At 56.5% G+C, this 24,137-nt stretch carries 22 protein-coding genes and 4 tRNA genes; 7 read left to right on the forward strand and 19 right to left on the reverse strand.

The features are described 5' to 3' along the window. Nucleotides 1-79: 79 nt before the first annotated feature. The gene (pldA, locus tag ACOTZP_RS16590; protein ID WP_022646666.1) at nucleotides 80-949 is read right to left on the reverse strand and encodes a phospholipase A; all 870 of its coding nucleotides are present in this window, start codon (nucleotides 947-949) and stop codon (nucleotides 80-82) included. A gap of 160 nt (nucleotides 950-1,109) precedes the next feature. On the opposite strand from pldA, the gene yigI reads away from it, so the two are divergent. Both yigI and rarD read left to right on the forward strand, forming a co-directional pair. Next, entirely contained in the window at nucleotides 1,110-1,577 is a 468-nt protein-coding gene (gene yigI / locus ACOTZP_RS16595) for an acyl-CoA thioesterase YigI (protein ID WP_006812366.1), read from the forward strand. 51 nt (nucleotides 1,578-1,628) lie between these two features. After that, the gene (gene rarD, locus ACOTZP_RS16600; RefSeq protein ID WP_023299047.1) at nucleotides 1,629-2,525 is read left to right on the forward strand and encodes an EamA family transporter RarD; all 897 of its coding nucleotides are present in this window, start codon (nucleotides 1,629-1,631) and stop codon (nucleotides 2,523-2,525) included. A gap of 43 nt (nucleotides 2,526-2,568) precedes the next feature. Here rarD and corA read toward each other — a convergent pair whose 3' ends face one another. The 8 genes from corA to lptM form a co-directional block, all read right to left on the reverse strand. Beyond that, nucleotides 2,569-3,519: a magnesium/cobalt transporter CorA gene (gene corA, locus ACOTZP_RS16605; RefSeq protein ID WP_003860807.1), complete on the reverse strand. Its 951-nt coding sequence runs from the start codon at nucleotides 3,517-3,519 to the stop codon at nucleotides 2,569-2,571. A gap of 150 nt (nucleotides 3,520-3,669) precedes the next feature. Continuing rightward, on the reverse strand, nucleotides 3,670-3,726 hold the full coding sequence (gene ysgD, locus ACOTZP_RS16610) for a YsgD/CorL family protein (protein ID WP_212743980.1): 57 nt from the start codon (nucleotides 3,724-3,726) through the stop codon (nucleotides 3,670-3,672). 149 nt (nucleotides 3,727-3,875) lie between these two features. Then, complete coding sequence (gene uvrD / locus ACOTZP_RS16615) at nucleotides 3,876-6,038, reverse strand: DNA helicase II (protein WP_017383586.1); 2,163 nt, start codon at nucleotides 6,036-6,038, stop codon at nucleotides 3,876-3,878. 79 nt (nucleotides 6,039-6,117) lie between these two features. Further along, the gene (gene yigB, locus ACOTZP_RS16620) at nucleotides 6,118-6,834 is read right to left on the reverse strand and encodes a 5-amino-6-(5-phospho-D-ribitylamino)uracil phosphatase YigB (RefSeq protein ID WP_022646664.1); all 717 of its coding nucleotides are present in this window, start codon (nucleotides 6,832-6,834) and stop codon (nucleotides 6,118-6,120) included. Further along, nucleotides 6,834-7,736, reverse strand: coding sequence for a tyrosine recombinase XerC (gene xerC / locus ACOTZP_RS16625; protein WP_022646663.1), 903 nt, complete (start codon nucleotides 7,734-7,736; stop codon nucleotides 6,834-6,836). The genes yigB and xerC overlap by 1 nt, the downstream gene beginning before the upstream one ends. Continuing rightward, on the reverse strand, nucleotides 7,733-8,440 hold the full coding sequence (locus tag ACOTZP_RS16630) for a DUF484 domain-containing protein (protein WP_023295731.1): 708 nt from the start codon (nucleotides 8,438-8,440) through the stop codon (nucleotides 7,733-7,735). The genes xerC and ACOTZP_RS16630 overlap by 4 nt, the downstream gene beginning before the upstream one ends. Further along, nucleotides 8,437-9,261 (reverse strand): diaminopimelate epimerase, encoded by an 825-nt coding sequence (dapF, locus tag ACOTZP_RS16635; protein ID WP_023299045.1) that lies wholly within the window; start codon nucleotides 9,259-9,261, stop codon nucleotides 8,437-8,439. Before dapF ends, ACOTZP_RS16630 begins: the two co-directional genes overlap by 4 nt. A gap of 35 nt (nucleotides 9,262-9,296) precedes the next feature. Next, entirely contained in the window at nucleotides 9,297-9,500 is a 204-nt protein-coding gene (gene lptM, locus ACOTZP_RS16640) for an LPS translocon maturation chaperone LptM (RefSeq protein ID WP_006812373.1), read from the reverse strand. Nucleotides 9,501-9,635: 135 nt separating this feature from the next. Between lptM and cyaY the strand changes: the two genes are divergently transcribed. Then, a complete protein-coding gene (cyaY, locus tag ACOTZP_RS16645; RefSeq protein ID WP_032626549.1) occupies nucleotides 9,636-9,956 on the forward strand; it encodes an iron donor protein CyaY in 321 nt (106 codons plus the stop codon). A gap of 91 nt (nucleotides 9,957-10,047) precedes the next feature. On the opposite strand, the gene cyaA is transcribed toward cyaY, so the two are convergent. Continuing rightward, entirely contained in the window at nucleotides 10,048-12,591 is a 2,544-nt protein-coding gene (gene cyaA, locus ACOTZP_RS16650) for a class I adenylate cyclase (RefSeq protein ID WP_023299043.1), read from the reverse strand. Between the two features lie 348 nt (nucleotides 12,592-12,939). Between cyaA and hemC the strand changes: the two genes are divergently transcribed. Genes hemC through hemY form a run of 4 tightly spaced genes read left to right on the forward strand, consistent with a single transcriptional unit; the run spans nucleotide 12,940 to nucleotide 17,034 of the window. Beyond that, nucleotides 12,940-13,881 (forward strand): hydroxymethylbilane synthase, encoded by a 942-nt coding sequence (gene hemC, locus ACOTZP_RS16655; RefSeq protein WP_023305227.1) that lies wholly within the window; start codon nucleotides 12,940-12,942, stop codon nucleotides 13,879-13,881. Further along, nucleotides 13,878-14,618 (forward strand): uroporphyrinogen-III synthase, encoded by a 741-nt coding sequence (hemD, locus tag ACOTZP_RS16660; protein WP_271075117.1) that lies wholly within the window; start codon nucleotides 13,878-13,880, stop codon nucleotides 14,616-14,618. Before hemC ends, hemD begins: the two co-directional genes overlap by 4 nt. Before the next feature lie 20 nt (nucleotides 14,619-14,638). After that, entirely contained in the window at nucleotides 14,639-15,832 is a 1,194-nt protein-coding gene (gene hemX, locus ACOTZP_RS16665; RefSeq protein ID WP_271086484.1) for a uroporphyrinogen-III C-methyltransferase, read from the forward strand. Between the two features lie 2 nt (nucleotides 15,833-15,834). Continuing rightward, nucleotides 15,835-17,034, forward strand: coding sequence for a protoheme IX biogenesis protein HemY (gene hemY / locus ACOTZP_RS16670; RefSeq protein ID WP_032622057.1), 1,200 nt, complete (start codon nucleotides 15,835-15,837; stop codon nucleotides 17,032-17,034). A 539-nt stretch (nucleotides 17,035-17,573) separates the two neighbouring features. On the opposite strand, the gene ACOTZP_RS16675 is transcribed toward hemY, so the two are convergent. The 9 genes from ACOTZP_RS16675 to wzxE all read right to left on the reverse strand — a co-directional run bounded on the left by ACOTZP_RS16675 (nucleotide 17,574) and on the right by wzxE (nucleotide 24,136). Next, nucleotides 17,574-17,650 (reverse strand) — tRNA-Pro (locus tag ACOTZP_RS16675). A 44-nt stretch (nucleotides 17,651-17,694) separates the two neighbouring features. Continuing rightward, nucleotides 17,695-17,781 (reverse strand) — tRNA-Leu (locus ACOTZP_RS16680). 21 nt (nucleotides 17,782-17,802) lie between these two features. Further along, nucleotides 17,803-17,878: transfer RNA gene (locus tag ACOTZP_RS16685), tRNA-His, on the reverse strand. Between the two features lie 67 nt (nucleotides 17,879-17,945). After that, a tRNA-Arg gene (locus tag ACOTZP_RS16690) sits at nucleotides 17,946-18,022 on the reverse strand. Between the two features lie 102 nt (nucleotides 18,023-18,124). Continuing rightward, on the reverse strand, nucleotides 18,125-19,510 hold the full coding sequence (thrP, locus tag ACOTZP_RS16695) for a bifunctional threonine/serine APC transporter ThrP (protein WP_023305225.1): 1,386 nt from the start codon (nucleotides 19,508-19,510) through the stop codon (nucleotides 18,125-18,127). 197 nt (nucleotides 19,511-19,707) lie between these two features. After that, complete coding sequence (gene wecG, locus ACOTZP_RS16700) at nucleotides 19,708-20,448, reverse strand: lipopolysaccharide N-acetylmannosaminouronosyltransferase (protein WP_022646653.1); 741 nt, start codon at nucleotides 20,446-20,448, stop codon at nucleotides 19,708-19,710. A 12-nt stretch (nucleotides 20,449-20,460) separates the two neighbouring features. Then, the gene (wzyE, locus tag ACOTZP_RS16705; protein ID WP_017693948.1) at nucleotides 20,461-21,813 is read right to left on the reverse strand and encodes an ECA oligosaccharide polymerase; all 1,353 of its coding nucleotides are present in this window, start codon (nucleotides 21,811-21,813) and stop codon (nucleotides 20,461-20,463) included. Continuing rightward, the gene (locus tag ACOTZP_RS16710; protein WP_038415039.1) at nucleotides 21,810-22,889 is read right to left on the reverse strand and encodes a TDP-N-acetylfucosamine:lipid II N-acetylfucosaminyltransferase; all 1,080 of its coding nucleotides are present in this window, start codon (nucleotides 22,887-22,889) and stop codon (nucleotides 21,810-21,812) included. Before ACOTZP_RS16710 ends, wzyE begins: the two co-directional genes overlap by 4 nt. Then, a complete protein-coding gene (wzxE, locus tag ACOTZP_RS16715) occupies nucleotides 22,886-24,136 on the reverse strand; it encodes a lipid III flippase WzxE (protein WP_063146897.1) in 1,251 nt (416 codons plus the stop codon). Before wzxE ends, ACOTZP_RS16710 begins: the two co-directional genes overlap by 4 nt. Nucleotide 24,137: the final 1 nt, after the last annotated feature.

Genomic DNA, 24,137 nt, shown 5'->3' on the forward strand with positions numbered 1-24,137 from the left:
ATGCCAGAAATGAAACAGGCGCTATTTTCAGCGCCTGAGAGAGAAACTTCAACGTTTAACGCAAAAACATTCGAGCAGCTTAGAAAATATCGTTCAGCATGACGCCCACACCAACGCGGGTCTGGTTGAAGTTATAGTCGATCAGCGATTCGCCATAACCGCTATACACCTGGGTATAGAGACGAACGTGCTTCGTCACCGGATAGCTCAGGCCCAGCTCTGCGCCGCCGTAGCCGGTATTCCAGTTATACTGCCCTTTGGCGCTCAGCACCGCGTCACCCAGCTGATAGCCCACTTTAAGCTGATAATAGCCCATGTATTTGGTGATATCAGGGTTGTCATCGGTGCTGCCCACCACGTACCACGGCTTCACTTCCACCATGAAATTGCCGTTCTGCGCCATCAGACGCGTATAAACGCGATTCCAGCTGCGTGAGGTTGGGTCGGAACGACCGTTGGAATCGTGGTTATAGCCCACCTCCACGTCTCGCAGCGTCCAGCCTGCAAACTCATAATCAGTGGCGAAACCGAGGAACAGCTGCGGTTCATAGTTGGTTTCGCGGAACGGTGAAGATTCCCCGCTGTTGGAGAGCTGCCACCATGACTTCTGCGTGTAAGATGCACCAAGCACCGAGTTCGGCCCCAGGATGCCGCGCCATAACGGGAAGGCCAGGCTGAGCTGGAACTTCACCTCATCTTTACGCGCATTGTCAGACCAGTTATAGGAGCTTATCGCCTCTTTGTTGAGATCGCTGGTCTGGGTATAGATCACGTAGTTTGTGTCATAGGGGTAGAGCGTGAACGGATTGTCATGCTCCTGAAGCATATTGGCGATGATGCTGCCCTGAACGGCAGGTTTATCATGCACTTCTTTGATCGTCGCTTCCTGCGCATATGCTGTGAGGGGCAGCGCAACCGCCGCCAGTAACCAACCCAGATACGTCCGCATCGGTGGTGTTCTCCTGAAATTGTGACATTTAATGAATAGTTTTGTCCGGGCATTCTACAGACTTCTGCGATAACTTCCGCTTCCTCGTTTCTTAAAGTGGCATTCCTTTATCCTGAAGCATAAAATCAACATTTTGTTAACAACAAGGATGCCACGTCAGATGTCAGCCACACTCACCGCCGAAGAAACCTTAAAGCTCGTGGGCGAGATTTTTGTGTACCACATGCCATTCAACCGTGCACTGGGTCTTGAGCTGGAGCGATACGAAAAAGACTTCGCTCAGCTGAGTTTCAATAATCAGCCAATGATGGTCGGTAACTGGGCGCAAAGCATTTTGCACGGCGGGGTGATTGCCTCTGCGCTGGACGTGGCGGCCGGTCTGGTGTGCGTGGGCAGCACGCTGACGCGCCATGACACCATCAACGAAGATGAATTACGCCAGCGCCTGTCGCGCATGGGCACCATCGATTTACGCGTCGACTATCTGCGACCGGGACGCGGAAACCGCTTCACCTGCACCAGCAGCCTGCTGCGCGCCGGGAATAAAGTTGCCGTCGCCCGCGTTGAGCTGCATAACGAGGAGCAGGTTTATATCGCCAGCGCAACCGCCACTTATATGGTGGGTTGAGACGGCAAATTCGGGTAAAATTACTTCACTTTTTTGTAACGGATTTTCCCGATGGATGCTAAACAGACGCGGCAGGGCGTTTTACTCGCCCTTGCCGCTTATTTTATTTGGGGTATCGCACCGGCGTACTTCAAGCTTATCGCCTATGTCCCGGCGGACGAGATCCTCACTCACCGCGTCATCTGGTCGTTTTTCTTTATGATCGCGCTGATGAGCATCAGCCGTCAGTGGTCAGGCGTCAAAACGCTGCTAAAAACCCCGAAGAAGGTCTTCCTGCTTGCCCTCTCTGCGGTGCTGATTGGCGGAAACTGGCTGCTGTTTATCTGGGCGGTGAATAACCATCACATGCTCGAAGCCAGCCTGGGCTACTTCATTAACCCGCTGGTGAACATCGTGCTGGGGATGATTTTCCTCGGCGAACGTTTCCGCCGGATGCAGTGGGTGGCGGTGATTCTGGCCCTCTGCGGCGTGCTGGTGCAGCTGTGGACCTTCGGTTCACTGCCGGTTATCGCCCTGGGGCTGGCGTTCAGCTTTGCCTTCTACGGCCTGGTGCGTAAAAAAATCGCCGTGGAAGCGCAGACGGGAATGCTGTTTGAAACCCTGTGGCTGCTGCCTGTCGCCGCGATCTACCTGTTCGGTATTGCCGACAGCGCCACCAGCCACATGGGCAGCAACCCATGGTCGCTGAACCTGATGCTGATGGCGGCAGGCGTGGTCACGACGATTCCCCTGCTGTGCTTCACCGGCGCGGCAACGCGTCTGCGTCTCTCGACGCTTGGCTTCTTCCAGTACATCGGCCCGACGCTGATGTTCCTGCTGGCGGTGGTGTTTTACGGCGAGGTGCCGGGTGCGGATAAGATGGTGACGTTTGCCTTTATCTGGGTGGCGCTGGCGATTTTCGTTGCGGATGCAATTTATACCCAGCGCAGGACTCGCAGAGGCATTTAGGTGCTTTGTAGGGCGGGTAAGCGCAGCGCCACCCGCCTGATTTTTACAACCAGTTCTTCCGCTTGAAGTACAGGTACGGCGCCAGCCCGGCGAGGATCATAAAGATAATCGCCCCCGGGTAGCCAAAGCTCCACTTCAGCTCCGGCATAAACTCAAAGTTCATCCCGTAGCTGGATGCCACCAGCGTCGGCGGCAGGAACACCACGGAAACCACCGAGAAGATCTTGATGATGCGGTTCTGCTCGATGTTGATAAAGCCCATTGCCGCCTGCATCAGGAAGTTGACCTTCTGGAACAGGGATTCGTTGTGCGGTAGCAGGGATTCGATATCGCGTAAGATCTCACGCGCCTGCTCCAGCTGACCGCCCGGCAGACGCGCCTTGCGAACCAGGAAGTTCAGCGCGCGCTGGGTATCCATCAGACACAAACGCACCTTCCAGCCGATATCTTCCAGCTCTGCAAGCGTGGACAACGCTTCGTCGTACTCATCGCCCTGATGGCCTTCCATGATCACGCGGCTCAGCTTTTCCAGGTCGCTGTAGATGTTTTCGATTTCATCCGCCAGCTGTTCGATTTTGGTTTCGAACAGATCCAGCAGCAGCTCATAGGCGTTACCGTCCATCATCGCCTGGCTGCGGGCGCGCATGCGGTAGAGACGAAACGCAGGCAGTTCGCGCTCGCGCAGGGTGAACAGGCGGCCATCGCGGATGGTAAACGCCACGGTGGAGTTCCCCGCGTGGTCTTCGGCATCTTCGAAGAAGAAGAAGGAGTGAATGTGCAGGCCGTCTTCGTCTTCAAAAAAACGGGCGGATGCTTCGATGTCTTCCAGTTCCGGGCGTGTCGCCAGGCTTTGCCCCAGTTCAGATTGTACGCGAAGGCGCTCATCGTCGTCCGGCTCGACCAGATCCACCCATACGGCATCAATGAGGGGCTGTGACTCTTCGGCTTCAAGCCGAGTCAGTCGGTTATTTTCGAGTTGAAATGCGCTCAACATGACCGGGACTCCCAATGCAAAAAATATCGGACAGTTCGGTGGGCACACAGAAACAAATTGGGTTTCAGACCATTAAACAGCCTGACTCAGCGCGACGGGAATGATGCAGTCGCTGACAACCACTAAGGCCATCAGCAAGAGGAGATAGCCTTAGGAGTTGTTCCTGGATGACAGGGAATTGAGCCAGTATCTACTGGGTGTGTCCAAGGCGAATGTCCTCTTAGCGTAATCGTGCGCGCATGTTACGCCAGCAATAACTGTGGCGTCAACACGCAACGGAACGCTGAAGGGCATTAATTGACCTTCAACGTATAAGGCTAGCAGATTATTACAAAATAGTGATATTTTTCTGAAAGTTACACACTTTCCAGCTTGGCATAGGCTGCCACCAGCCATTTGATCCCCTGCCCCTGGAACGCTACCTGCAAACGGCTGTGCTCGCCGCTGCCTTCCAGATTGACGATGGTGCCTTCGCCAAACTTCGAGTGGCGCACGCGCTGGCCCAGCTTGTAACCGGTATCGGTTTCCGAGATTGGCGAGCCCATACGCTGATGACTGACCGGACGGCTGATGCTGGCGCGCAGGCGCACCTCTTCCACACACTCTTCCGGCAGTTCGCCGATAAAGCGCGACGGACGGTGATACACCTCTTTCCCGTACAGGCGGCGGGTTTCCGCGTAGGTCAGGGTCAGTTTCTGCATCGCACGGGTCACACCCACGTAGGCCAGACGACGCTCCTCTTCCAGACGCCCGCCTTCATCCAGCGACATCTGGCTCGGGAACATCCCCTCTTCCATCCCGACGATGAACACCTGCGGGAACTCCAGACCTTTCGCGGAGTGCAGGGTCATCAGCTGAACCGCATCCTGCCAGGTATCGGCCTGCCCTTCACCCGCCTCCAGCGCGGCGTGAGAGAGGAATGCCTGCAACGGCATCAGGTCTTCGTCTTCTTCGTTGTAGCTGAACTGGCGCGTTGCCGTCACCAGCTCCTCTAAGTTCTCAATACGGGTCTGGCCCTTCTCGCCTTTTTCCTGCTCGTACATGGTGCGCAGGCCGGAATCTTTGATTACCCGGTCAGTCTGGACGTGCAGCGGCATGTCGGCCGTTTCCTGCGCCAGCGCGTCGATTAACTCCAGGAAGCGCTGCAATGCGCTGGCGGCGCGCCCGGCGAGGGCTTTTTCCTGTAACAGCTCGCGGCATGCCTGCCATAGCGTGAGCTGACGATCGCGCGAGGCCTGACGCACCACGTCCAGCGTACGATCGCCGATGCCGCGCGTCGGCGTGTTCACCACGCGCTCAAACGCCGCATCGTCGTTACGGTTGGCAATCAGACGCAAATACGAGAGCGCATCTTTGATCTCCTGACGTTCGAAGAAGCGCATACCGCCATAAATTCGGTACGGCATGCTCACCTGCAACAGCGCCTCTTCCAGCACGCGCGACTGGGCGTTGCTGCGATAGAGAATGGCACACTGCTCCAGCGCACCGCCGTTCTCCTGCCAGGTTTTAATGCGGTTCACCACGAAGCGGGCTTCGTCGAGCTCGTTGAAGGCGCAGTAAATCGAAATCGGTTCGCCGTCGACGCCATCGGTCCACAGCTTTTTACCCAGTCGCCCGTTGTTGTTCTCAATCAGGGCGTTGGCCGCGCTCAGTATGTTGCTGGTAGAACGGTAGTTCTGCTCCAGACGGATGGTTTGCGCGCCGGGGAAATCGTTGAGAAAGCGCTGGATGTTCTCCACCTGCGCGCCGCGCCAGCCGTAGATAGATTGGTCGTCATCGCCCACGATCATCACCTTGCCGGTATCCCCGGCCAGCAGGCGGATCCACGCGTACTGAATGTTGTTGGTATCCTGGAATTCGTCCACCAAAATGTTGGTGAAGCGTTCACGGTAGTGTTGCAGGATATGTGGTTTGTTGAGCCACAGCTCGTGGGCGCGCAGCAGCAGTTCGGCGAAATCCACCAGACCGGCGCGATCGCACGCTTCCTGATAGGCCTTGTAGACGTTCTGCCAGGTCTGCTCAACCGGGTTACCGAAGCTTTGAATGTGGTGCGGACGCAGCCCTTCGTCTTTCTGACCGTTGATGTACCACATCGCCTGACGCGGCGGCCACTGCTTCTCGTCGAGGTTCATCGCCTTGATCAGACGTTTCAGCAAGCGCAGCTGATCTTCGCTGTCGAGGATCTGGAAATCCTGCGGCAGGTTAGCGTCCATATGGTGCGCGCGCAGCAGACGGTGCGCCAGGCCGTGGAAGGTGCCAACCCACATGCCGCCCTGGCTGGTACCCATTAGCTGTGCGATACGGTGGCGCATCTCCGCCGCCGCCTTGTTGGTGAACGTCACGGCCATAATCGAGTACGGCGAGCAGTTCTCCACGCTCTGTAGCCAGGCGATACGGTGAACCAGCACGCGCGTCTTACCACTGCCCGCTCCAGCCAGTACCAGCAGGTTTGTACGCGAGGCGGCAACCGCGTCACGCTGTTTGTCATTAAGGCTGTCGAGCAGGTAAGAAACGTCCATTGGCACCGTCACGTCATGTCGGGCGGGCAAATGTTTCCATTCGCCAAAACCCTGTTAATTTATACAGAACAATTGATGATTATATCAGCGTCGTGAGGGATGCCAACCGTGAAATTTCCACGTGCGGCAGAAGACGGCTATCCGGGGTAGTCATCAGATCGGCATTTTCCGGCTTGATCCAGCAGGCCTGCATGCCGCAGCGGATCGCCCCGGCGACGTCCGTGGTCAGGTCGTCGCCCACGTGCAGGATCTCACCGAGCGGCAAATCCAGTTTTTCCGCTGCCAGATGATACATATCGTTGAACGGCTTCGAGCGTCCGTGCGGGCCCGCGCGCAGCACGAACTGAAAATAGTTCCCCAGACCAAACAGTTCAGGCTGAGCGTTGCCGTTGGTGATGGCCACCAGCGGCCACTTTTCAGCGAGCTTCGCCAGCGTGTCGTGGGTCTCCTGCGGCACATCGATGCGGCTGCGCCATTTGGCGAAATTTTCCATGGCCGCTTCGGCACCCATGGCCGCGTCCTGCGCGCTCAGGCCGGCATTGAGCATCGCCTGCTCAACCGCACGGCGGCGCCATTCGGTCACGTCATGGTAAATTTCCGGCTCGGTTTCCCGCAGGGACTGACGCAGCTTCTGGAACTCTTTGTTCTGGATCGCTTTCAGCGCAGGATGGTAGTTTTGCACAAACGCCAGCGACTCCTGCTCGGTACGCAGGATCACTGGGCGGTTGTCGTAAAGGGTGTCATCAAGATCAAACGTCAGGGCTGAGATCTGACCGAGTGGGCGGTAAAAACGCATTATTTCCCCCGTTTGGCGCGTGGATGCGCCGCGTCATACACCGAGGCAAGGTGTTGGAAGTCTAAGTGGGTATAGATTTGGGTGGTCGACAGATTCGCGTGACCAAGCAGCTCCTGTACGCCGCGCAGGTCGCCGCTTGATTCCAGCATGTGCGTCGCAAAAGAGTGGCGCAGCTTATGCGGGTGAACGTGGCTGTTCAGCCCCTGCTTAATGCCCCACTCCGCAAAGCGCTTCTGCACGTTACGCGCCGAGATCCGCTTGCCGAGCTTCGACAGGAACAGCGCATCCTCTTCCGCGCCAAACAGACCGCGCAGATCCAGCCAGTGCTCAATCCAGGAAACCGCATTGCGGCCGATCGGCAGGCGGCGCTCTTTGCTGCCTTTGCCCATCACCCACACTTCGCCAGATTCCAGATCGAGGTGCTTTAAGTCGAGGTTCACCAGCTCAGAGAGACGCAGGCCCGCGCCGTACATCACCTCCAGCATCGCGCGGTCGCGCACGGCCAGCGGATCGTTGAGATCGATATCCAGCAGGCGGTTTACGTCGTCGACGTCGATATTTTTCGGCAGATGACGCGGGGCCTTTGGCGTGGCGATCCCTTTTGCCGGGTTGGCTTTCAGACCGCCCTGGCTGACCAGCCAGTCGAAGAAACTGCGCAGGGCAGAGAGCCGGAGCGCCAGGCTCGCCGGGCTTAAGTTTTTTTTACGGCTACGCACAACGAAGCCGCGAACCGTGGCGGCGTCACATTGTTGCCAGCTTTTCAGGCCGATTTCATCGGCAATCTGCATGATGGCATCAAGCTGACGCTGATAGTTGAGCAGCGTAATAGGGCTAAGCTGGCGCTCAACGCCCAGATAGCGCAGAAAACGGGTGACGTCAGTGGCGAGCAGTCCGTCCGTCATACGCGCTCAATCCAGCGCTCCAGCAGCTCAGGCAGCATCAGGGCGATCTCCTGCAACAGTTGCGTGCCCTGCCCCTGTTCATAGTGATGCGCGTCGCGGCTGGTAAATAACATCACGCCCAGGTCACCATCGCGCCCCATCAGCGACATCGCCACCGAGCCGATAGCTTTGGCTTCCGGCAGCACCACCAGCAGTTCTGGCCCGTTAAGCGGCCCCAGATAGTGGTGCTCATGGCCCAGACGCTGAATGCGCAGCGGTTCAAACGCCTGACGGCTCAGCGCCAGATGGGTAAACCCGGACGGCGCGCCAATGCGCCAGCGGTCGGGAAAGAGACGGATCGTCGCGCCTGCCAGCCCCAGCTCGCGCGCCCAGCGGTGGAAGCGGTTGAGGAACTCTTCGAGACTGTGCGCGGAAGCCAGACGCGCCTGAAGGTGCAGAAGACGATAGAACAGGCTTTCGTTATTGCTGGCCTGCTCCATCAGCAGCGTCATGTTCTCTTCGAGCTGATTGATGTGGTTGCGCGAGCGCGCCATGTGCCATTCAACCAGCGACACGGTCTCGCGAACCGGATGCGGCACGCGCATCCTTTCGACGACGCGTGCATTGCGGATAAAAAACTCAGGATTGTGCAGCAGGTAATCCACAACAGCGCTGTCATCCAGCTCCGTTACAGGTTCCCGCAGTTCTTCCCCTGGTTGCTTCATAGATGGATAAACCCGTCATAAACATGTGTCGCCGGGCCAGTCATGTACAGTGGATGACCCGCTCCTTTCCAGGCGATATCAAGACGCCCGCCCGGTAATTCCACGCGAACCTCTTCCGCCAGTAACCCCTGCGAGATTCCGACGGCCACCGCCGCACAGGCACCGCTTCCGCAGGCCTGGGTTTCGCCCGCGCCGCGCTCGTAAACCCGCAGGCGAATGTGTTCACGCTTCACCACCTGCATGAAACCGATGTTCGCCCGCTCCGGGAAGCGCTCGTGGCTTTCCAGCACCGGGCCGAGCGTTTCAACCGCCGCGGTTTGCACATCATCTACCTGAATCACGCAGTGCGGGTTACCCATCGAGACGACGCCGCACAATACTGTCTGCTCGGCGGCACGCATAATATAGGTCTTTTCCGCTTTGTTGGCGCGAAACGGCACGGCAGCGGGTTCGAAGTTCGGCTCGCCCATGTTCACGCGCACCAGTTCGTCGTCGGTGACGCTGAGCACCATCCGGCCATTGGCGGTGCTGACGCGGATATCGCGCTTGTTGGTCAGCCCTTTCAGCCGAACAAAGCGGGCAAAACAGCGCGCGCCGTTGCCGCACTGGGAAACTTCGCTGCCGTCGGCGTTAAAAATGCGATAGTGAAAGTCCAGGTCAGGATCGTAAGGCGGTTCCACCACCAGCAGCTGGTCAAACCCCACGCCCACGTGCCGATCCGCCAGACGACGGATCAGTTCCGGGGAGAAAAAGACATTCTGCGTTACCGCGTCGACGACCATAAAGTCGTTGCCAAGGCCATGCATTTTAGAGAACTGCATCATTTGCTCCATTGCGCGGGTACAGAACGTAATCGTCAGAGATTGACCTGAGTCGGGCCGCCGTTATTGCCGCGATCGTTGGTATCCGGCGTAGATGACTCGATACCACTTTGCACTGGTTTTGTCGGCGGTGGTGCGTTTTTATCCTCTGGCGGGAAGTACAGTGGTCCCTTCAGTCCACAGCCGGTCAGGCTAAACAGAGTGACAAGAACGGCAAGCGTTCGAAAGACGTTTTTCATGTAGAGGTTGCCCGTAAGTTCAAATCTGTTTCTATCATCGCAGGAGAAGACACAAAAGCAAGAGTTTGCCGCTTTCCTGCAACGGGAATTATTTAGCGTTATACTGCCGCCATCACGAAAAACAGGAATAAAACCATGAACGACAGTGAATTTCATCGCCTTGCCGATACCCTGTGGATGACCATCGAAGAGCGTATCGACGAGTGGGACGGCGACAGCGATATCGATTGTGAAATCAACGGAGGGATCCTGACCTTAAGCTTCGAAAACGGCAGCAAGATTATTATTAACCGTCAGGAGCCGCTTCACCAGGTGTGGCTGGCGGCGAAACAGGGCGGCTATCACTTTGATCTAAAAGGTGACGAGTGGATCTGCGACCGCAGCGGCGAAACGTTCTGGGATCTGCTGGAGCAGGCAGCGACCGCGCAGGCGGGTGAGAACGTGAGTTTCAGGTAGTTTTGTTGCCCGGTGGCGGCTACGCCTTACCGGGCCTACAACGGCTCGAACCATAGTCCGGGTAAGCGTGAGCTCCAACCGGCGAAAAGGTTCAGGAGAAATACTGCTGCAACAGCGGCGCAGTTTCCTGGTTAGCGGGCGCCGCAGGGGTAATCGCCTGCGTACGGAACGGGATCACCTGCGCTCGTCCATCCACATTCACAATCTGGTAGAACTGCGGCAGGTTGAAGTTGATAAAACTTGAGCCGTAGGTAAAGCGATCGTGCGAGGATGAATAGAACCGGCTGACGTCGCGCACCAGCTCCTCTTTGCTGCCTTCACAGTGGTGATACACCTCGGCACGGTTGGTTTCATCCAGAATGTAGATATTAAACCCGGCGTTATCGCCCGACTCCTCGAAGAAGAACTGAATAATCCCTTCACTCGCAAAGCCATCCACCACCTGCGGCAGCTTAACGTGGTTGGTTTCCACCTGAACCGACAGGCCATGCAGTTTGTTGTGTGAAATCGCGCCGTAGAATTCAATGGCGTTCTCCAGCTTCTGCACCGACACGTTCAGGCGCTCAAAGAACAGCCCCCAGGTCTGGCCGGAGACGCGCAGCGCTTTAAAGCGTCCGGTTTCATTCCGGGTGCTGGAAAGACGCAATTCGATGCACTCAGACACCAGCTGCTGCACGCGGGTACGAATCAGGCCGCGAAGGTGCTGGCTGTAGCAGAACACCTCCACGCTGTCCGGCGGCGCGGCATCCTGGTGCATCTTGCCGAGGATCGTTTTCAGCGCCTCGATCATCGCCTGCTCGCCGTTAAAGTGCAGGGTACGCACTTCGTTCCACGAGTTGCGGTACAGCAGATCCACGCTGCCCACCAGGCAGTTTTGCTGCTCACCGAAGCTAAAGACGTCCAGCTTACGGAAGTCAAAGTGAACCACCTGATTGCGGAAGGCCGCCGTCGGGTCGTATTCCAGGTTGACGATGATCGCCAGATGGCGAATCTCACACGGGCTGTAGAGCGCTTTTGGCGTCGGCGCAGGCAGACGCAGTGGGAAGTGGTGCGAGACATCCGCCACCATCTCCTGCAATTTGGCTAAATCGACCACCTCGTTGCCCTTGATAAACAACCGGGTGCGTGAGGTGAGAAGGCCGTTAAACCAGGCCCAGGCCACCAGCTTGTTAAGGTAGCGGTTATACTCCAGCGGCTGATGGCTGATGATCGAATCCATGCTTGGCGCACGGTTGTACAGATACCACCCGGTGCGGTTTGCGCGGCCCGGCGGCACGTAGATAAAGGTCAGATTCGGTTCAGACAGGTCAGGCGAAATCTGTGGGTTCACCAGCGTTACCTTGCCCGGCAACGCTTCAAACGCGGCGTACAGTTTACGGGTCAGCACCCCGATATCCTGTGGGCTGGCAGAAACGCTAAGGTTGTTACGGCGGGCAAAGCGGATCAGGTTGCGGTAGCTCTGCATCATCGCATCAAGCAGCTCGTTGTGCGCCTCGCGCACCTGATCGATTTTCCAGTTGGCGCGGTTGTCGAGCATGGCGAGACGCGCTTCGTCCCATCCCCACTCTTTGACTAACTGGCTGACCACTTCACGGCGCCAGCCAACGCAGGCGCGCTCGCGGCTCAGTTTTTCACAGACTTTGAGATAGAAACATCGACGCACCAGGTCAAGACGCGTAGCGTCATCAATGGCCGTCAGGTATTCGGTGACGCGTTCCAGCATCATGCAGTAGGCATCAAGCCCGTAGGAGACGATCTCCCCGTCGTGCAGACGCTGCTTAATATCTTTCGCCAGCAGACGCGGCGTGGGGTATTCCCAGGAGTAGGCTTCCAGCAGCAGGGTTTTCAGCACCGCTTTGTACGGTGAATCAATGCTCTTATAGAGCTGCCAGAGGCTTGCACCAAAGTACTCTTCGGCGGACAGGGAGCTCAGACCGCCCAGATCCAGCCACTCGTTTGGCGTCAGTACGCCCTGCGAGTAAAGCGACATGACGTAGTCGTCATAATTCTCTTCTTCATCGCACGGCACCATATTCCACAGAATACGTTTTCCGGCCAGGCGAACCGCTGTACGGTAAAACTCATCCAGCAACAGAATATGCTGAGTCGAGCCGCAGTCTTCACCACCCAGACTGCCGCTTTCGTTATGGCGGAAACGGTTTTCATCAATCAGGAAGAAGCTCACTTCCACGCCGAGCGACGCCGCCCAGCTCTCCAGCAGACTGCATTTACGCTGCAACAGCTGGCGCTCTTCATTGTCGAGCCAGGACTGATGGCAGACCCAGATATCCAGGTCAGAAGAACAACTTTGCCCAACCGATGACGTGCTGCCCATGGAGTAAACCCCGGTAATCGGCAGCTCGCCTTTCGGCGAAACCTGCGGCGGCATACCACGGTAAAGCTCAAGTTCAGTCAGATAGTGCTGTTGGGTTTCATCAGGCGTGAAGAGGCAAATGCCCTGGGGAACGTTACCATCGAGGTAACCCGGCATTAGCGGATGGTGATAGTGCAACAATGTCGGCAGTAGACTGTATACCTGCTGGAAAGCAGGGCCCATGGCAGCAAGCGCGCGATCCACACGCAATTGATTGATGGCATCCAGTCTCTGTTTCAGAGTCTCAATATAGAGGTACAAGACGTATCGCCTGATGTTTCCGGGTGTCGCACGCCAGTCAAAACAGAACAAGCAGCGGACCCGCAGTATTTCAAAAAATAACCGTTACCCTTTTTCGCCTTGTTGTTTTCTGGTGGTACAGACGAAAAAAGGTCTAAAACGTGATCAATTTAACACCTTGCCGGTTGACCGTAAAGAAAGATGCGCTACATACAAGTGTAGCACCGTTCTGTACGTGTAAATACCTGAATACGGCGGTGGCTGACGCGAACGCCGCCCTGTCCCTCTCACTCTTCATCAACCGTAAAACTGCCATCCGAGTGTCAACAATGTTAGGATGGTTAGCGATTGATAATGACGGTAACAAGCATGTTAGACAATGTTTTGAGAATTGCCACACGCCAAAGTCCTCTTGCGCTCTGGCAGGCACATTATGTTAAGCAGCGCCTGGAAGCCTGCCACACCGGATTACGCGTTGAGCTGGTGCCAATGGTCACGCGTGGCGATGTCATTCTTGATACGCCGCTGGCCAAAGTGGGCGGAAAGGGTCTGTTTGTCAAAGAGCTGGAGCTGGCATTGCTTGAGAACCGCGCCGATATCGCCGTGCATTCGATGAAGGATGTGCCCGTTGAGTTCCCGGAAGGGCTGGGGCTGGTGACCATCTGCGAGCGCGAGGATCCGCGCGATGCGTTTGTCTCTAACCGCTATGACTCACTTGATGCGTTGCCGGCAGGCAGCGTGGTCGGCACGTCAAGTTTACGCCGCCAGTGTCAGTTGGCTGAACGTCGTCCGGATCTGGTGATTCGCTCGCTGCGCGGGAACGTCGGCACACGCCTTGGCAAGCTGGATAACGGCGACTACGATGCCATTATTCTTGCGGTTGCGGGCCTGAAACGCCTGGGGCTGGAAGAACGTATTCGCGTGGCGTTGCCGCCGGAGCTGTCGCTCCCCGCCGTCGGCCAGGGTGCCGTTGGCATTGAGTGTCGTCTGGATGATGCGCGTACTCAGGCACTGCTCGCGCCGCTGAATCATGACGATACCGCCGTTCGCGTAAAAGCCGAGCGCGCGATGAACACTCGCCTCGAAGGAGGCTGTCAGGTGCCAATTGGCAGCTATGCTGAATTAACTGACGGTGAGCTGTGGCTGCGTGCGCTGGTTGGCGCGCCGGACGGCTCGCAGATGGTTCGCGGTGAACGTCGCGGCAAGCCGCAGGATGCCGAGGCGCTTGGCGTATCGCTGGCGGAAGAGCTGCTGAATAACGGCGCGCGTGAAATTCTGGCTGAGGTCTATAACGGAGAGCCCCCTGCATGAGCATACTTGTCACCCGCCCTTCTCCCGCAGGAGAGCAGTTAGTGAGCCGTCTGCGCGCACTGGGGCAGGTGGCCTGGAGTTTTCCGTTGATTGAATTCTCCCCCGGTCGCGAGCTGCCTACGCTCGCTGACCAGATGCGTGCCTTGCAGGAAGGTGATCTGCTCTTTGCGCTATCGCAGTATGCCGTGGAATTTGCCCATGCGCAGCTGCAACAGCAGGGCGTTAACTGGCCCCACGCACCCCGCTATTTCGCCATCGGGCGCACCACGGCGCTGGCCTTACATACCGCGAGCGGAATCGATGTTCGTTACCCGTTAGATCGGGAAATCAGCGAAGTCTTGCTACAATTACCTGAATTACAAACTATTGCCGGAAAGCGTGCGCTCATTTTGCGCGGCAACGGTGGCCGCGAACTGCTGGGCGAGACGCTGCGCGAACGCGGCGCAGACGTGACGTTTGTGGAGTGCTATCAGCGCTGTGCAAAACACTATGATGGCGCGGAAGAAGCCATGCGCTGGCACGCGCGCGGCATTAATACGCTGGTGGTTACCAGCGGTGAAATGTTACAACAGCTTTGGTCGCTGATTCCGCTTTGGTATCGCGAAAACTGGTTACTCCGCTGTCGGCTTCTGGTCGTCAGCGAGCGTCTGGCGAACCACGCCCGGGAACTGGGCTGGCAGGATATTCGGATCGCTGATAACGCCGACAACGATGCGCTGCTGCGCGCATTACAATAACTCTCAAATGGGAAGCCATAATGACGGAACACGAAAAATCCTCCGCCGTGGTTGAAGAGACCAGGGAGACTGTGGACACCACGTCACAGCCAGAGACGACAGACAAAACCGTTGAGAAGAAAAACGGCAGCAACAAAACCAGCCTCACGCTGAGCGTGATTGCCATCGCGATTGCGCTGGCCGCAGGCGTGGGTCTCTACGGACTGGTGAAGAAACAAGGCACCAACCAGACGGCCACCAGCGACGCGCTGGTTAACCAAATCACCGCCCTACAGAAAGCGCAGGAGACGCAAAAAGCTGAGCTGGAAGGCGTGATCAAACAGCAGGCTGCCGCCCTCGCCGACGCGAACAGCAAACGTGAAGAGTTGACCAAACAGCTGAGCGAAGTGCAGGAGAAAGTCGCCACGATTTCGGGAACCGATGCCAAAACCTGGCTGCTCTCACAGGCCGATTTTCTGGTGAAGCTGGCCGGGCGCAAGCTCTGGAGCGATCAGGATGTCACCACCGCCGCCGCGCTGCTGAAAAGCGCCGACGCAAGCCTGGCCGATATGAACGATCCGAGCCTCATCAACGCACGCCGCGCTATTACGGAAGATATCGCCAGCCTGTCTGCGGTTTCTCAGGTCGACTATGACGGTATCATCCTTAAGGTAAATCAGCTCTCCAACCAGATTGATAACCTTCAGCTGGCCGATAACAACGACGATGACTCCCCGATGGATTCTGACGGCACCGAGCTGTCCAGCTCCCTGAGCGAATGGCGTATCAACCTGCAAAAGAGCTGGCAGAACTTTATGGACAACTTTATTACCATTCGCCGCCGCGATGAAACTGCCGTGCCGCTGCTGGCACCGAACCAGGATGTCTATCTGCGCGAAAATATTCGTTCCCGCCTGCTGGTGGCTGCCCAGGCCGTACCACGTCACCAGGAAGAGACCTACAAACAGGCGCTGGATAACGTTTCAACCTGGGTACGTGCTTACTACGATACCAATGACGCAACCACGACCGCGTTCCTGGAGGATATCGACAAGCTGAGCCAGCAAAACATCACCATGAACGTGCCGGACAAGCTGGAAAGCCAGCCGATTCTGGAGAAGATCATGCAGACGCGCGTGCGTAACCTGCTGGCCCAGCCGGGCGTTCCGGCAGAGCGCCCGGCTGAAGCACCTGCCGCCGCGCCAGCGCCTGAAAGCGCGCCGCAAGGAGAGTGATGATGCTAAAAGTCTTCTTACTCTTCATCCTGCTGATCGCCGGAATTGTACTGGGGCCGATGCTCGCGGGTCACCAGGGTTACGTATTGATCCAGACCGATAACTACAACGTCGAAACCAGCGTGACAGGGCTGGTGATCATCCTGATCCTGGGTGTGGTCGTCCTGCTGGCAGTGGAATGGATCCTGCGTCGGATTTTCCGTACCGGGGTTCACACGCGCGGCTGGTTCGTTGGCCGTAAGCGCCGTCGCGCCCGTAAGCAGACCGAGCAAGCGTTGCTGAAGCTGGCCGAAGGCGACTATCAGCAGGTTGAAAAGCTGATGTCGAAAAATGCCGACCATGCAGAACAGCCGGTTGTTAACTATCTGCTGGCCGCTGAGGCGGCGCAACAGCGAGGCGATGAGGCCCGCGCCAATCAGCATCTCGAACGCGCGTCTGAGCTCTCAACTAAGGATCCGATTCCGGTTGAGATCACCCGCGTTCGTCTGCAACTGGCGCGCAATGAAAACCATGCCGCACGTCACGGCGTTGACCGTCTGCTGGAAATCACCCCTCGTCATCCGGAAGTGCTGCGTCTTGCTGAGCAGGCATATATTCGGACCGGTGCATGGGGCTCGCTGCTGGACATTATCCCTTCCATGGCGAAAGCCGACGTGGGCGATGATGAACATCGTGATGAACTTCAGCGTCTGGCCTGGATTGGCCTGATGGATCAGGCGCGCGCCGATCTCGGCAGCGACGGCCTGAAAACCTGGTGGAAAAACCAGAGCCGCAAAACGCGCCAGCAGGTTCCCCTTCAGGTGGCGATGGCAGAACATCTGATTGAGTGTGACGACCATGACACCGCGCAGGAGATACTTCTCGACGGTCTCAAGCGACAGTATGATGACCGCCTGGTGATGGTCATCCCGCGTCTGAAAACCAACAATCCGGAACAAATAGAAAAAGCATTGCGCCAGCAGATCAAAACCGTGGGCGATCGCCCGCTGCTGTGGAGTACGCTGGGCCAGTCTTTGATGAAACACGGCGAGTGGCAGGAGGCGAGTCTCGCCTTCCGCGCAGCGCTGAAGCAACGCCCGGACGCATTTGATTACGCCTGGCTTGCTGATTCGCTGGACAAGCAGCACAAGCCGGAAGAGGCCGCAGCCATGCGGCGTGATGGGCTCCTGCTTACGCTACACAATAACGGAACGCAGCAGTAATTATCCAGGAGGCCAGATGGCCTCCTTTTTTGTACCCATAAAAAAACGCCTGCTATAAAAGCAGGCGTTAAAACAGGTCTGTAAGACAACATATTTGGTGCTTCACTCAACGTTATGTCCATGGTGTTTGATGAGGCCGAAGCGACATCTGTCAGTGGACGATAAGCACCGTAAACGGCTCTGCGTCATTCCTGAGTTTATGAGGCCGTAGGGCGAACATAAGAGATGGAATGAGCATCTACACGCATATTATTGCATGTAATGTGCCAGGTTTACACGCATAACTTTTACATCGCGCAACATTTTAAGATAAAAGGAAATTATGTTGTTAAGAGACGCCTTACGCCATACAAAATCGCGCTAAGGGCGGCAATCTGTCGTCACCAGGAGACAGGTTAAGAGAGAAAATAATATATTCTTTATTATTAACAGCTTATATGTCGCTGAATCGCGACAAGGATATAGAGTGTTGTCGGGGAATGGCTACAGGATGAAAAAGCGCAGAAAACAAAAAACCCCGCCGAAGCGGGGTTCAAAATTGGTCGGCGAGAGAGGATTCGAACCTCCGACCCACTGGTCCCAAACCAGTTGCGCTACCAAGCTGCGCTACTCGCCGATGTACTGCTTTTTTGAATTTTTAGTTCAACTCATTAAAAGTCGTGGTGCGAGGGGGGGGACTTGAACCCCCACGTCCGTAAGAACACTAACACCTGAAGCTAGCGCGTCTACCAATTCCGCCACCTTCGCAATTCACAACTCTTTCAATAATGGGGTGGCTAATGGGATTCGAACCCACGACAACTGGAATCACAATCCAGGGCTCTACCAACTGAGCTATAGCCACCACTGTATTCTTTCACGCGGTTCTGACTACTTCTCAGACCACCGCAGCTCTAGCGCCGGGACTAAAATGGCGCGCCCGACAGGATTCGAACCTGAGACCTCTGCCTCCGGAGGGCAGCGCTCTATCCAGCTGAGCTACGGGCGCTTAGCGCCGTTGCGGGGCTGGATATTACGTACCTCCGACCCCGCTGTCTAGTGCTTTTTTGAAAAAAATGCGCGTTTGGTTATGGTTTGCACATTTTGCCGCTTATTCCTCCACTTTATGGGCGGAGCCACGGCGACCCAGGCCAAAAAGTTTATAAGCAGCTGTGACGGCAGCCAGGAAGATCATCCCGACAAACAGCGACATGCGGGTATCTTCATTAAAGTACATTCCAATTAATACGCAAATCAGGAACGCCATCGTCAAATAGTTCGCATACGGGAACAGAATGGAACGGAATGGATGGCTGGCGATCGCTTCTTTGTGCGCCTGTCGGAAACGCAGCTGGCTAATCAAAATGACAAACCACGGTACCATCCCCGGCAGCACGCTGGCGCTATAAACATAAACAAACACGCGCTGCGGATTCGGGATGATGTAGTTCAGGCAAGAGCCAATCAGCAGAATCACAATCGACACCGCTACGCCCGCCACCGGTACACCCACGCGGGAGACTTTACCCATCACCGCCGGCAGCTGTTTGTTTTGCGAGAGCGCGTAAAGCATGCGCCCGCAGCTGTACATTCCGCTGTTACAGCCGGAGAGCGCCGCCGTCAGCACCACAAAGTTGATAATGGCGGCTGCCGCCGTGATGCCAATCTTAGCGAAGGTTAAGACAAACGGGCTGCCGGTGGTGCCGATCTCGTTCCATGGGAAAATGGTCACGATAACGAAGATCGCGCCCACATAGAAAATCAGGATACGCCACAGCACCTTGCCTACCGCGCTACGCAGCGTGACCTGCGGGTTTTTCGCCTCACCTGCGGTAATGCCGATCAGCTCAACGCCCTGATAGGAGGCGACAACGATACAGAGCGCCGTCAGAAAGCCCTTCCAGCCGCCCGCAAAGAAGCCGCCGTGCCCGGTCAGGTTACCAAAACCGATAGCGTGCCCGCCGTTACCGAAGCCAAAGAAGATGACCCCAAGGCCAACGACAATCATCACGATGATGGTGGTGACTTTGATCATCGCAAACCAGAACTCGATTTCGCCGTAAAGACGAACGGCGGCAAGGTTCGCCAGCGCCACCAGCCCTACGGCAATAAGCGCGGGTATCCACTGGGCCATCTCCGGGAACCAGAACTGCACGTAGACCCCGATGGCGGTGATCTCCGAAATCCCCACGGCCATCCACATAAACCAGTACGACCAGGCCGTGAGATAACCAAAGAACGGGCTCATATACCGGTGGGCGTAAACGGCGAAAGAGCCCGTCACCGGCTCCAGGAACAGCATTTCGCCCATTGAGCGCATGATGAAGAAGACGAACAGTCCGGCAATAATATACGCCAGCAGGACGGAAGGCCCCGCCCACTTCAGCGTGCTTGCCGAGCCCATAAACAGGCCAACGCCGATAGTCCCGCCCAGCGCGATCAGTTCAATATGTCGAGCTTCCAGCCCACGCTGAAGCTCCGGTTTTTTCTCTGCCATAATTCCTCGGTTGTGTTTGCTGTTTCCCGACTTGTTGCCGGGTATTGTTTTGAGGGGTACTGAAATACGGAGCGAATGGTTTCTTAAATTCTGGCAAATGGCAAACAATGCATTAAAAAAATGAATGCATTGCACATAAACTCAGCAGTTTTGCGGGGGGCGTTGCAGCGCGAACAGCAGATCGCGCTGCATATTGATTACATTTTCCCGGTGTAGTGCCAGGCGAGGTAGCGCAGAAGGCGAATCTGTCGTTTTATACGCGTCGGTTGGGAGAGCAGGCGGTAGAGCCACTCCAGCCCCAGGTTTTGCCAGACTTTGGGCGCACGCTTAACGTGGCCGGTAAAGACGTCGTAGGTGCCGCCAACGCCCATATAAAGCGCATCCGGGCTGACCAGACGGCAATCGCGCATCAGTATTTCCTGGCGCGGCGACCCCATAGCGACAGTGACAATTTTCGCCCCGCTGTCGCGCACGCGCTCATATAACGCCTGGCGATCTTCCGGCCTGAAATAGCCATCCTGGCTGCCCACAATGTTAACATTCCACTGGTTACGCAGCTTTTGTTCGGTCTGCGCCAGCACCTCTGGCTTGCCGCCGATCAAAAATACCGGCGTGCCTTCAGCGCCTGCGCGCTCCATAAGCCGCTCCCAAAGGTCAGCACCCGCCACGCGAGACACATTAGCGTCTGGAAACTTTTTACGAATTGAACGCACCACGCTAATACCGTCTGCGTATTTAAACTCCGCGGCTTCAATCAGGCTTTTCACTTCCGCATTATCTTCAACCGCCAGCATTTTTTCTGCGTTGATGGCCACCAGCGTGCCCGACTTCATCTGCCCGTCCGCGAACAGAAAATCCAGCGCGTGCTGCATGTCACGCCAGCCAATCAGCTGTAGCCCGCGCAGCGCATAACGCGGGGCTGAAGTTGTATCCGTCATGATAATCCCTACTCAGACTTGCGACAGCGTTGTGCTGCCCTGTGGCTCACGTCTGTGCACAAGCCCTGCACTGTCAAACAACCAGTACAGCAGTTTTGCCAGCAGCAGACAGAGTCCGAAAACGACCATAAAGAACACCACGCGTGAGACGAATGAATCCAGCCCCTCGCGCGCCAGAACGATCATATTGAAAATGGCACCGAAACAGAAACTGTGCAAAACAGCGGCTTTGTAGCGGTTGGTCTCTTCGTTACCCAGCGTATATAGCCAGTCGAACCATTTTATTATCAGCCCTACCGCGATCGCGCCAGGCAGGATAAACCACGTTCCGCCCATCACTACCAGCGAGCCAATCAGGGTTGGAGAAATCGCCAGACCCGAATGGTTGTTCAGCACTTCCCAGGTGAAGTAGTTCGCCGTGTTCAGGACAATGCCGGGGCGATCGGGCCACAGCCACGTCGGTATAAAGACATAGAAATCGCGAACAATCGGCGCCAGCCCCTGGAATTCGATTTTGTCGTAGTTTTGCAGCAGTAATGCCAGGTTTTCCCACGGCGAGAAGGTGTCGCGCGTCAGATACAGGAAGGTGTAAAACGCTTCGTCGCCGGCCACGTTCAGCCCGTAGCGCTTCAGCGCAAGCCAGAACATCCCCACAATGCCAAAGACGCCTGCCGCCGCCAGCATCCACAGCGAGATCCAGCCGCGAATAATGCCGATAAACAGGAAAATCGCGAAGGCGATAATGATGTTGGCGCGGGTGCCGCCGACGATCATGTAGGTCAGAATGCCAAATGCGACGGTGCTGACCAGGAAGAACAGCCAGGCTTTGCTGTCCTGACGCAGGAAAAAGACCACCAGCATCGCCGGGATAAAGAAATAGAAGAAACGCTTGAGCGCGACGCCGGAGACTTCGGCGGAGAAAATCTGGCTATAGGACTGCAACTTAAACAGTAAAAAGCCGTTATGCATGAAGAAAATCGCCACGCTGACGAGGGCGATAGTCATCAGCATAACCCACGTCAGATGGGTTTCTACCCGGTTCATGGTAAACAGCGGACGACGGGGGGTGGTGTCTTTTGCCGCGCGCAGGCGCGTTTTATAAGTGACGTAGTACACCGCGTAGAAGCAGGTCGCAGAGAGCAGCGCCTGCAACAAGATTTCCGGCGGCGCGACGCCAACATCAAAGCGGAACACGAGGATGCTGGTCAGCGGGAAGCCAAAGAAAAAGGTCAGCAAAAACAGCAGCGAGAAGAATACGTTGAAGTTAAAACGTACCCGCCGGAATTCAAACCAGGTGAGCGTGGCGATAAACAGCGTGCTCAGCAGCCAGACCACCAGCAAGCCGCTAAACTGCAACTGGCTCATGCGTTGTCTCCTGAAGCAATACGCAGCGCGCGGTGCCACGGCGTGAGGTAGTTCGGGCTGAAAAAGTCGATGCTATTTTTATCCACCAGCGTGAGCTGACGCTGCGCTTCCCGTACCACCTCGACATTAAGCGTGTCAGAGGTAAACAGCACCGGAATATGCTGCTCGGCCATGTCCTGCCAGAACGGGTTTTCGCGGTTGAGCACGCAGGGTACGCCCGCCTGAATCAGCAGACACAGCGTGCCAATCCCCTGCTGACGGGCAAAGATGAAATAGCCCAGATCGCATTTTCGCAGCAGCGCGAGATAGTCATCAAATTCCAGCTTATCGCTGAGAATGTGCAGGTTTTCCGCGCTAAACAGCGCAAGCCCTTGCTGGCGAACTTCATCGATGTAGGCGTCGTTATTGGCGGGATAGCCCATCGGCACCACCACGTTCACCGTGTCGCCAAACTGCTGATGCACCGCCCTCAGCGCCGCGACATGCTCGTTACTGCGATCGCCGGAATTCCCCACCAGGATGGTCAGCTTGCCCTCTCGAACCGTGTCATTCGCCATGGTGTTCAGCGCCGGATCCATACGGGTCGGGAAATAGAGCAGCTCCCCGCGAACCTTCGGGTGCTGTTTAGCAAAATAGTTGAGATCGCCTCGGGTAGCAAAAACGCAGCCCACACGCGCCTGCGCCAGACGACGCAGCGGATAGAAAAGTCGGAACTTCCAGCCACGGGAGACTTCGTAGAGATCCGCTCCCCAGATATGCCAGCTGAACTGAGAAGGTTTGATCCCGCCGCTTAACAGCGCCAGCCACAGTCCGGTATTGAACTGTCCATGGAAGAAGAAACGTTGGCTTCGATCCGCTTTGGCTTTAGCAACCACGGCCTTCGTCAGCGCCGCTTTGTCTGGCCAGAAGGTGATATGCAATGCCGGACACGCCGCGCTCAGGCCGCTGTCGCGTCCAACGACCATAAACTCACGCGCATCGGGCGTGCCGGATGCCAGTTCATCGTTGAAGAACCGCAGAACGGTCTGGTTATGATGCGGGATATCCGATCCCAGTATGTGTATCAGTGCAGTCATGCGCGTTTACGCCAAAGTAAAAATACGCCGCAACAGGCAGCGAAATAAACGATATAAGTTGCCATATAGGCCTGCGCCGCCCCCAGCGCACCGTGGGTGGGGATCAGCCAGTGAGAAAATGCCGTTAGCAGCGCAAACTGGCCGATCTCTGCCAGGATATACAACCGCAGCGAAGCCTTCGCAATCACCAGATAGCCGAAAACGTATGCCCCCACTTTCAGCACATCGCCGACCAGTTGCCAGGCAAACAGATCGCGCATGGCGGTAAACTTCGCTGAAAACAGCAGCCAGATGGCGAAATCACGCAGTAACCAGACGGTAAAGCTGGCGATCGCAACGGCCGGCAACACGAAACGCAGGGCGCGAAAAATCTCGCGGGTAATATCCTGCCTGGACGTCAGGCGCGATAAGGTTGGCAGCAAATAGACGCTAAAGGAAGCCGTAATAAATTGGAGGTAAGCATCTGAAATGCTGCTCACGCCCTGCCAGATCCCCACTTCATCCCAGCTGTAATGCGCTGCCAGCAGGTTTCGCATCATCACGTAAGCCACGGGAAGCGTTACCGAAGTGATGAGCGCCATCAGGGTAAACTTTCCTAGCTGCCCCGCCAGCATCTTGTCCCACTGCGGTTTCAGGTAACTCAGCGGGACATTGCCTCTGCGCATCAGCATAAACGCTGCCGGAATGACAACGAGCGCAGGCACCAGCGCCAGCCCCAGCAGCGCGCCTTCATAGCCGCCCAGCCGATAGCAGAAGTAGTAGGCGATAACGCCGATAATGCTGCCGAGGATCAGCGCCAGCGCATTCCCGGCGGCATCACGGAAGCCTTTCATCAGCGCCAGCAGCAGGTTCGCCCAGGCGATGCCCATCTGAACGAGCGCCACCAGGCGCACCAGTCCCTGATAGTGCGTGTGTCCGAACAGTCCCTGACTAACAGGTGCAGCCGCCAGCAAAAAGACGATGGCCAGCAACGTAGAGAAGCCCAGCACCATAGCAGAGGAGGTGCCCACCACCGTGCGAAGCTTTTCGGCATCGTCATGATGCTGCGCGACGTATTTGGTGACGCCATTGAATATCCCGGCACCTGCCAGCACGCCAAGCACCGTGACCAGCTGGCGGAAGTTCCCTGCCAGCCCAACGCCTGACGGACCAAATGAGACGGCCAGCAGCTTGACGACCAGTAACCCGGCGCCAATTTTTACTAGCGTGGACGCTGCCGTCCACACCGACGCTTTTGCCAGAGACATA

This window comes from Enterobacter cloacae complex sp. SYL001 (assembly GCF_049237025.1).
GTDB lineage: Bacteria > Pseudomonadota > Gammaproteobacteria > Enterobacterales > Enterobacteriaceae > Enterobacter > Enterobacter intestinihominis.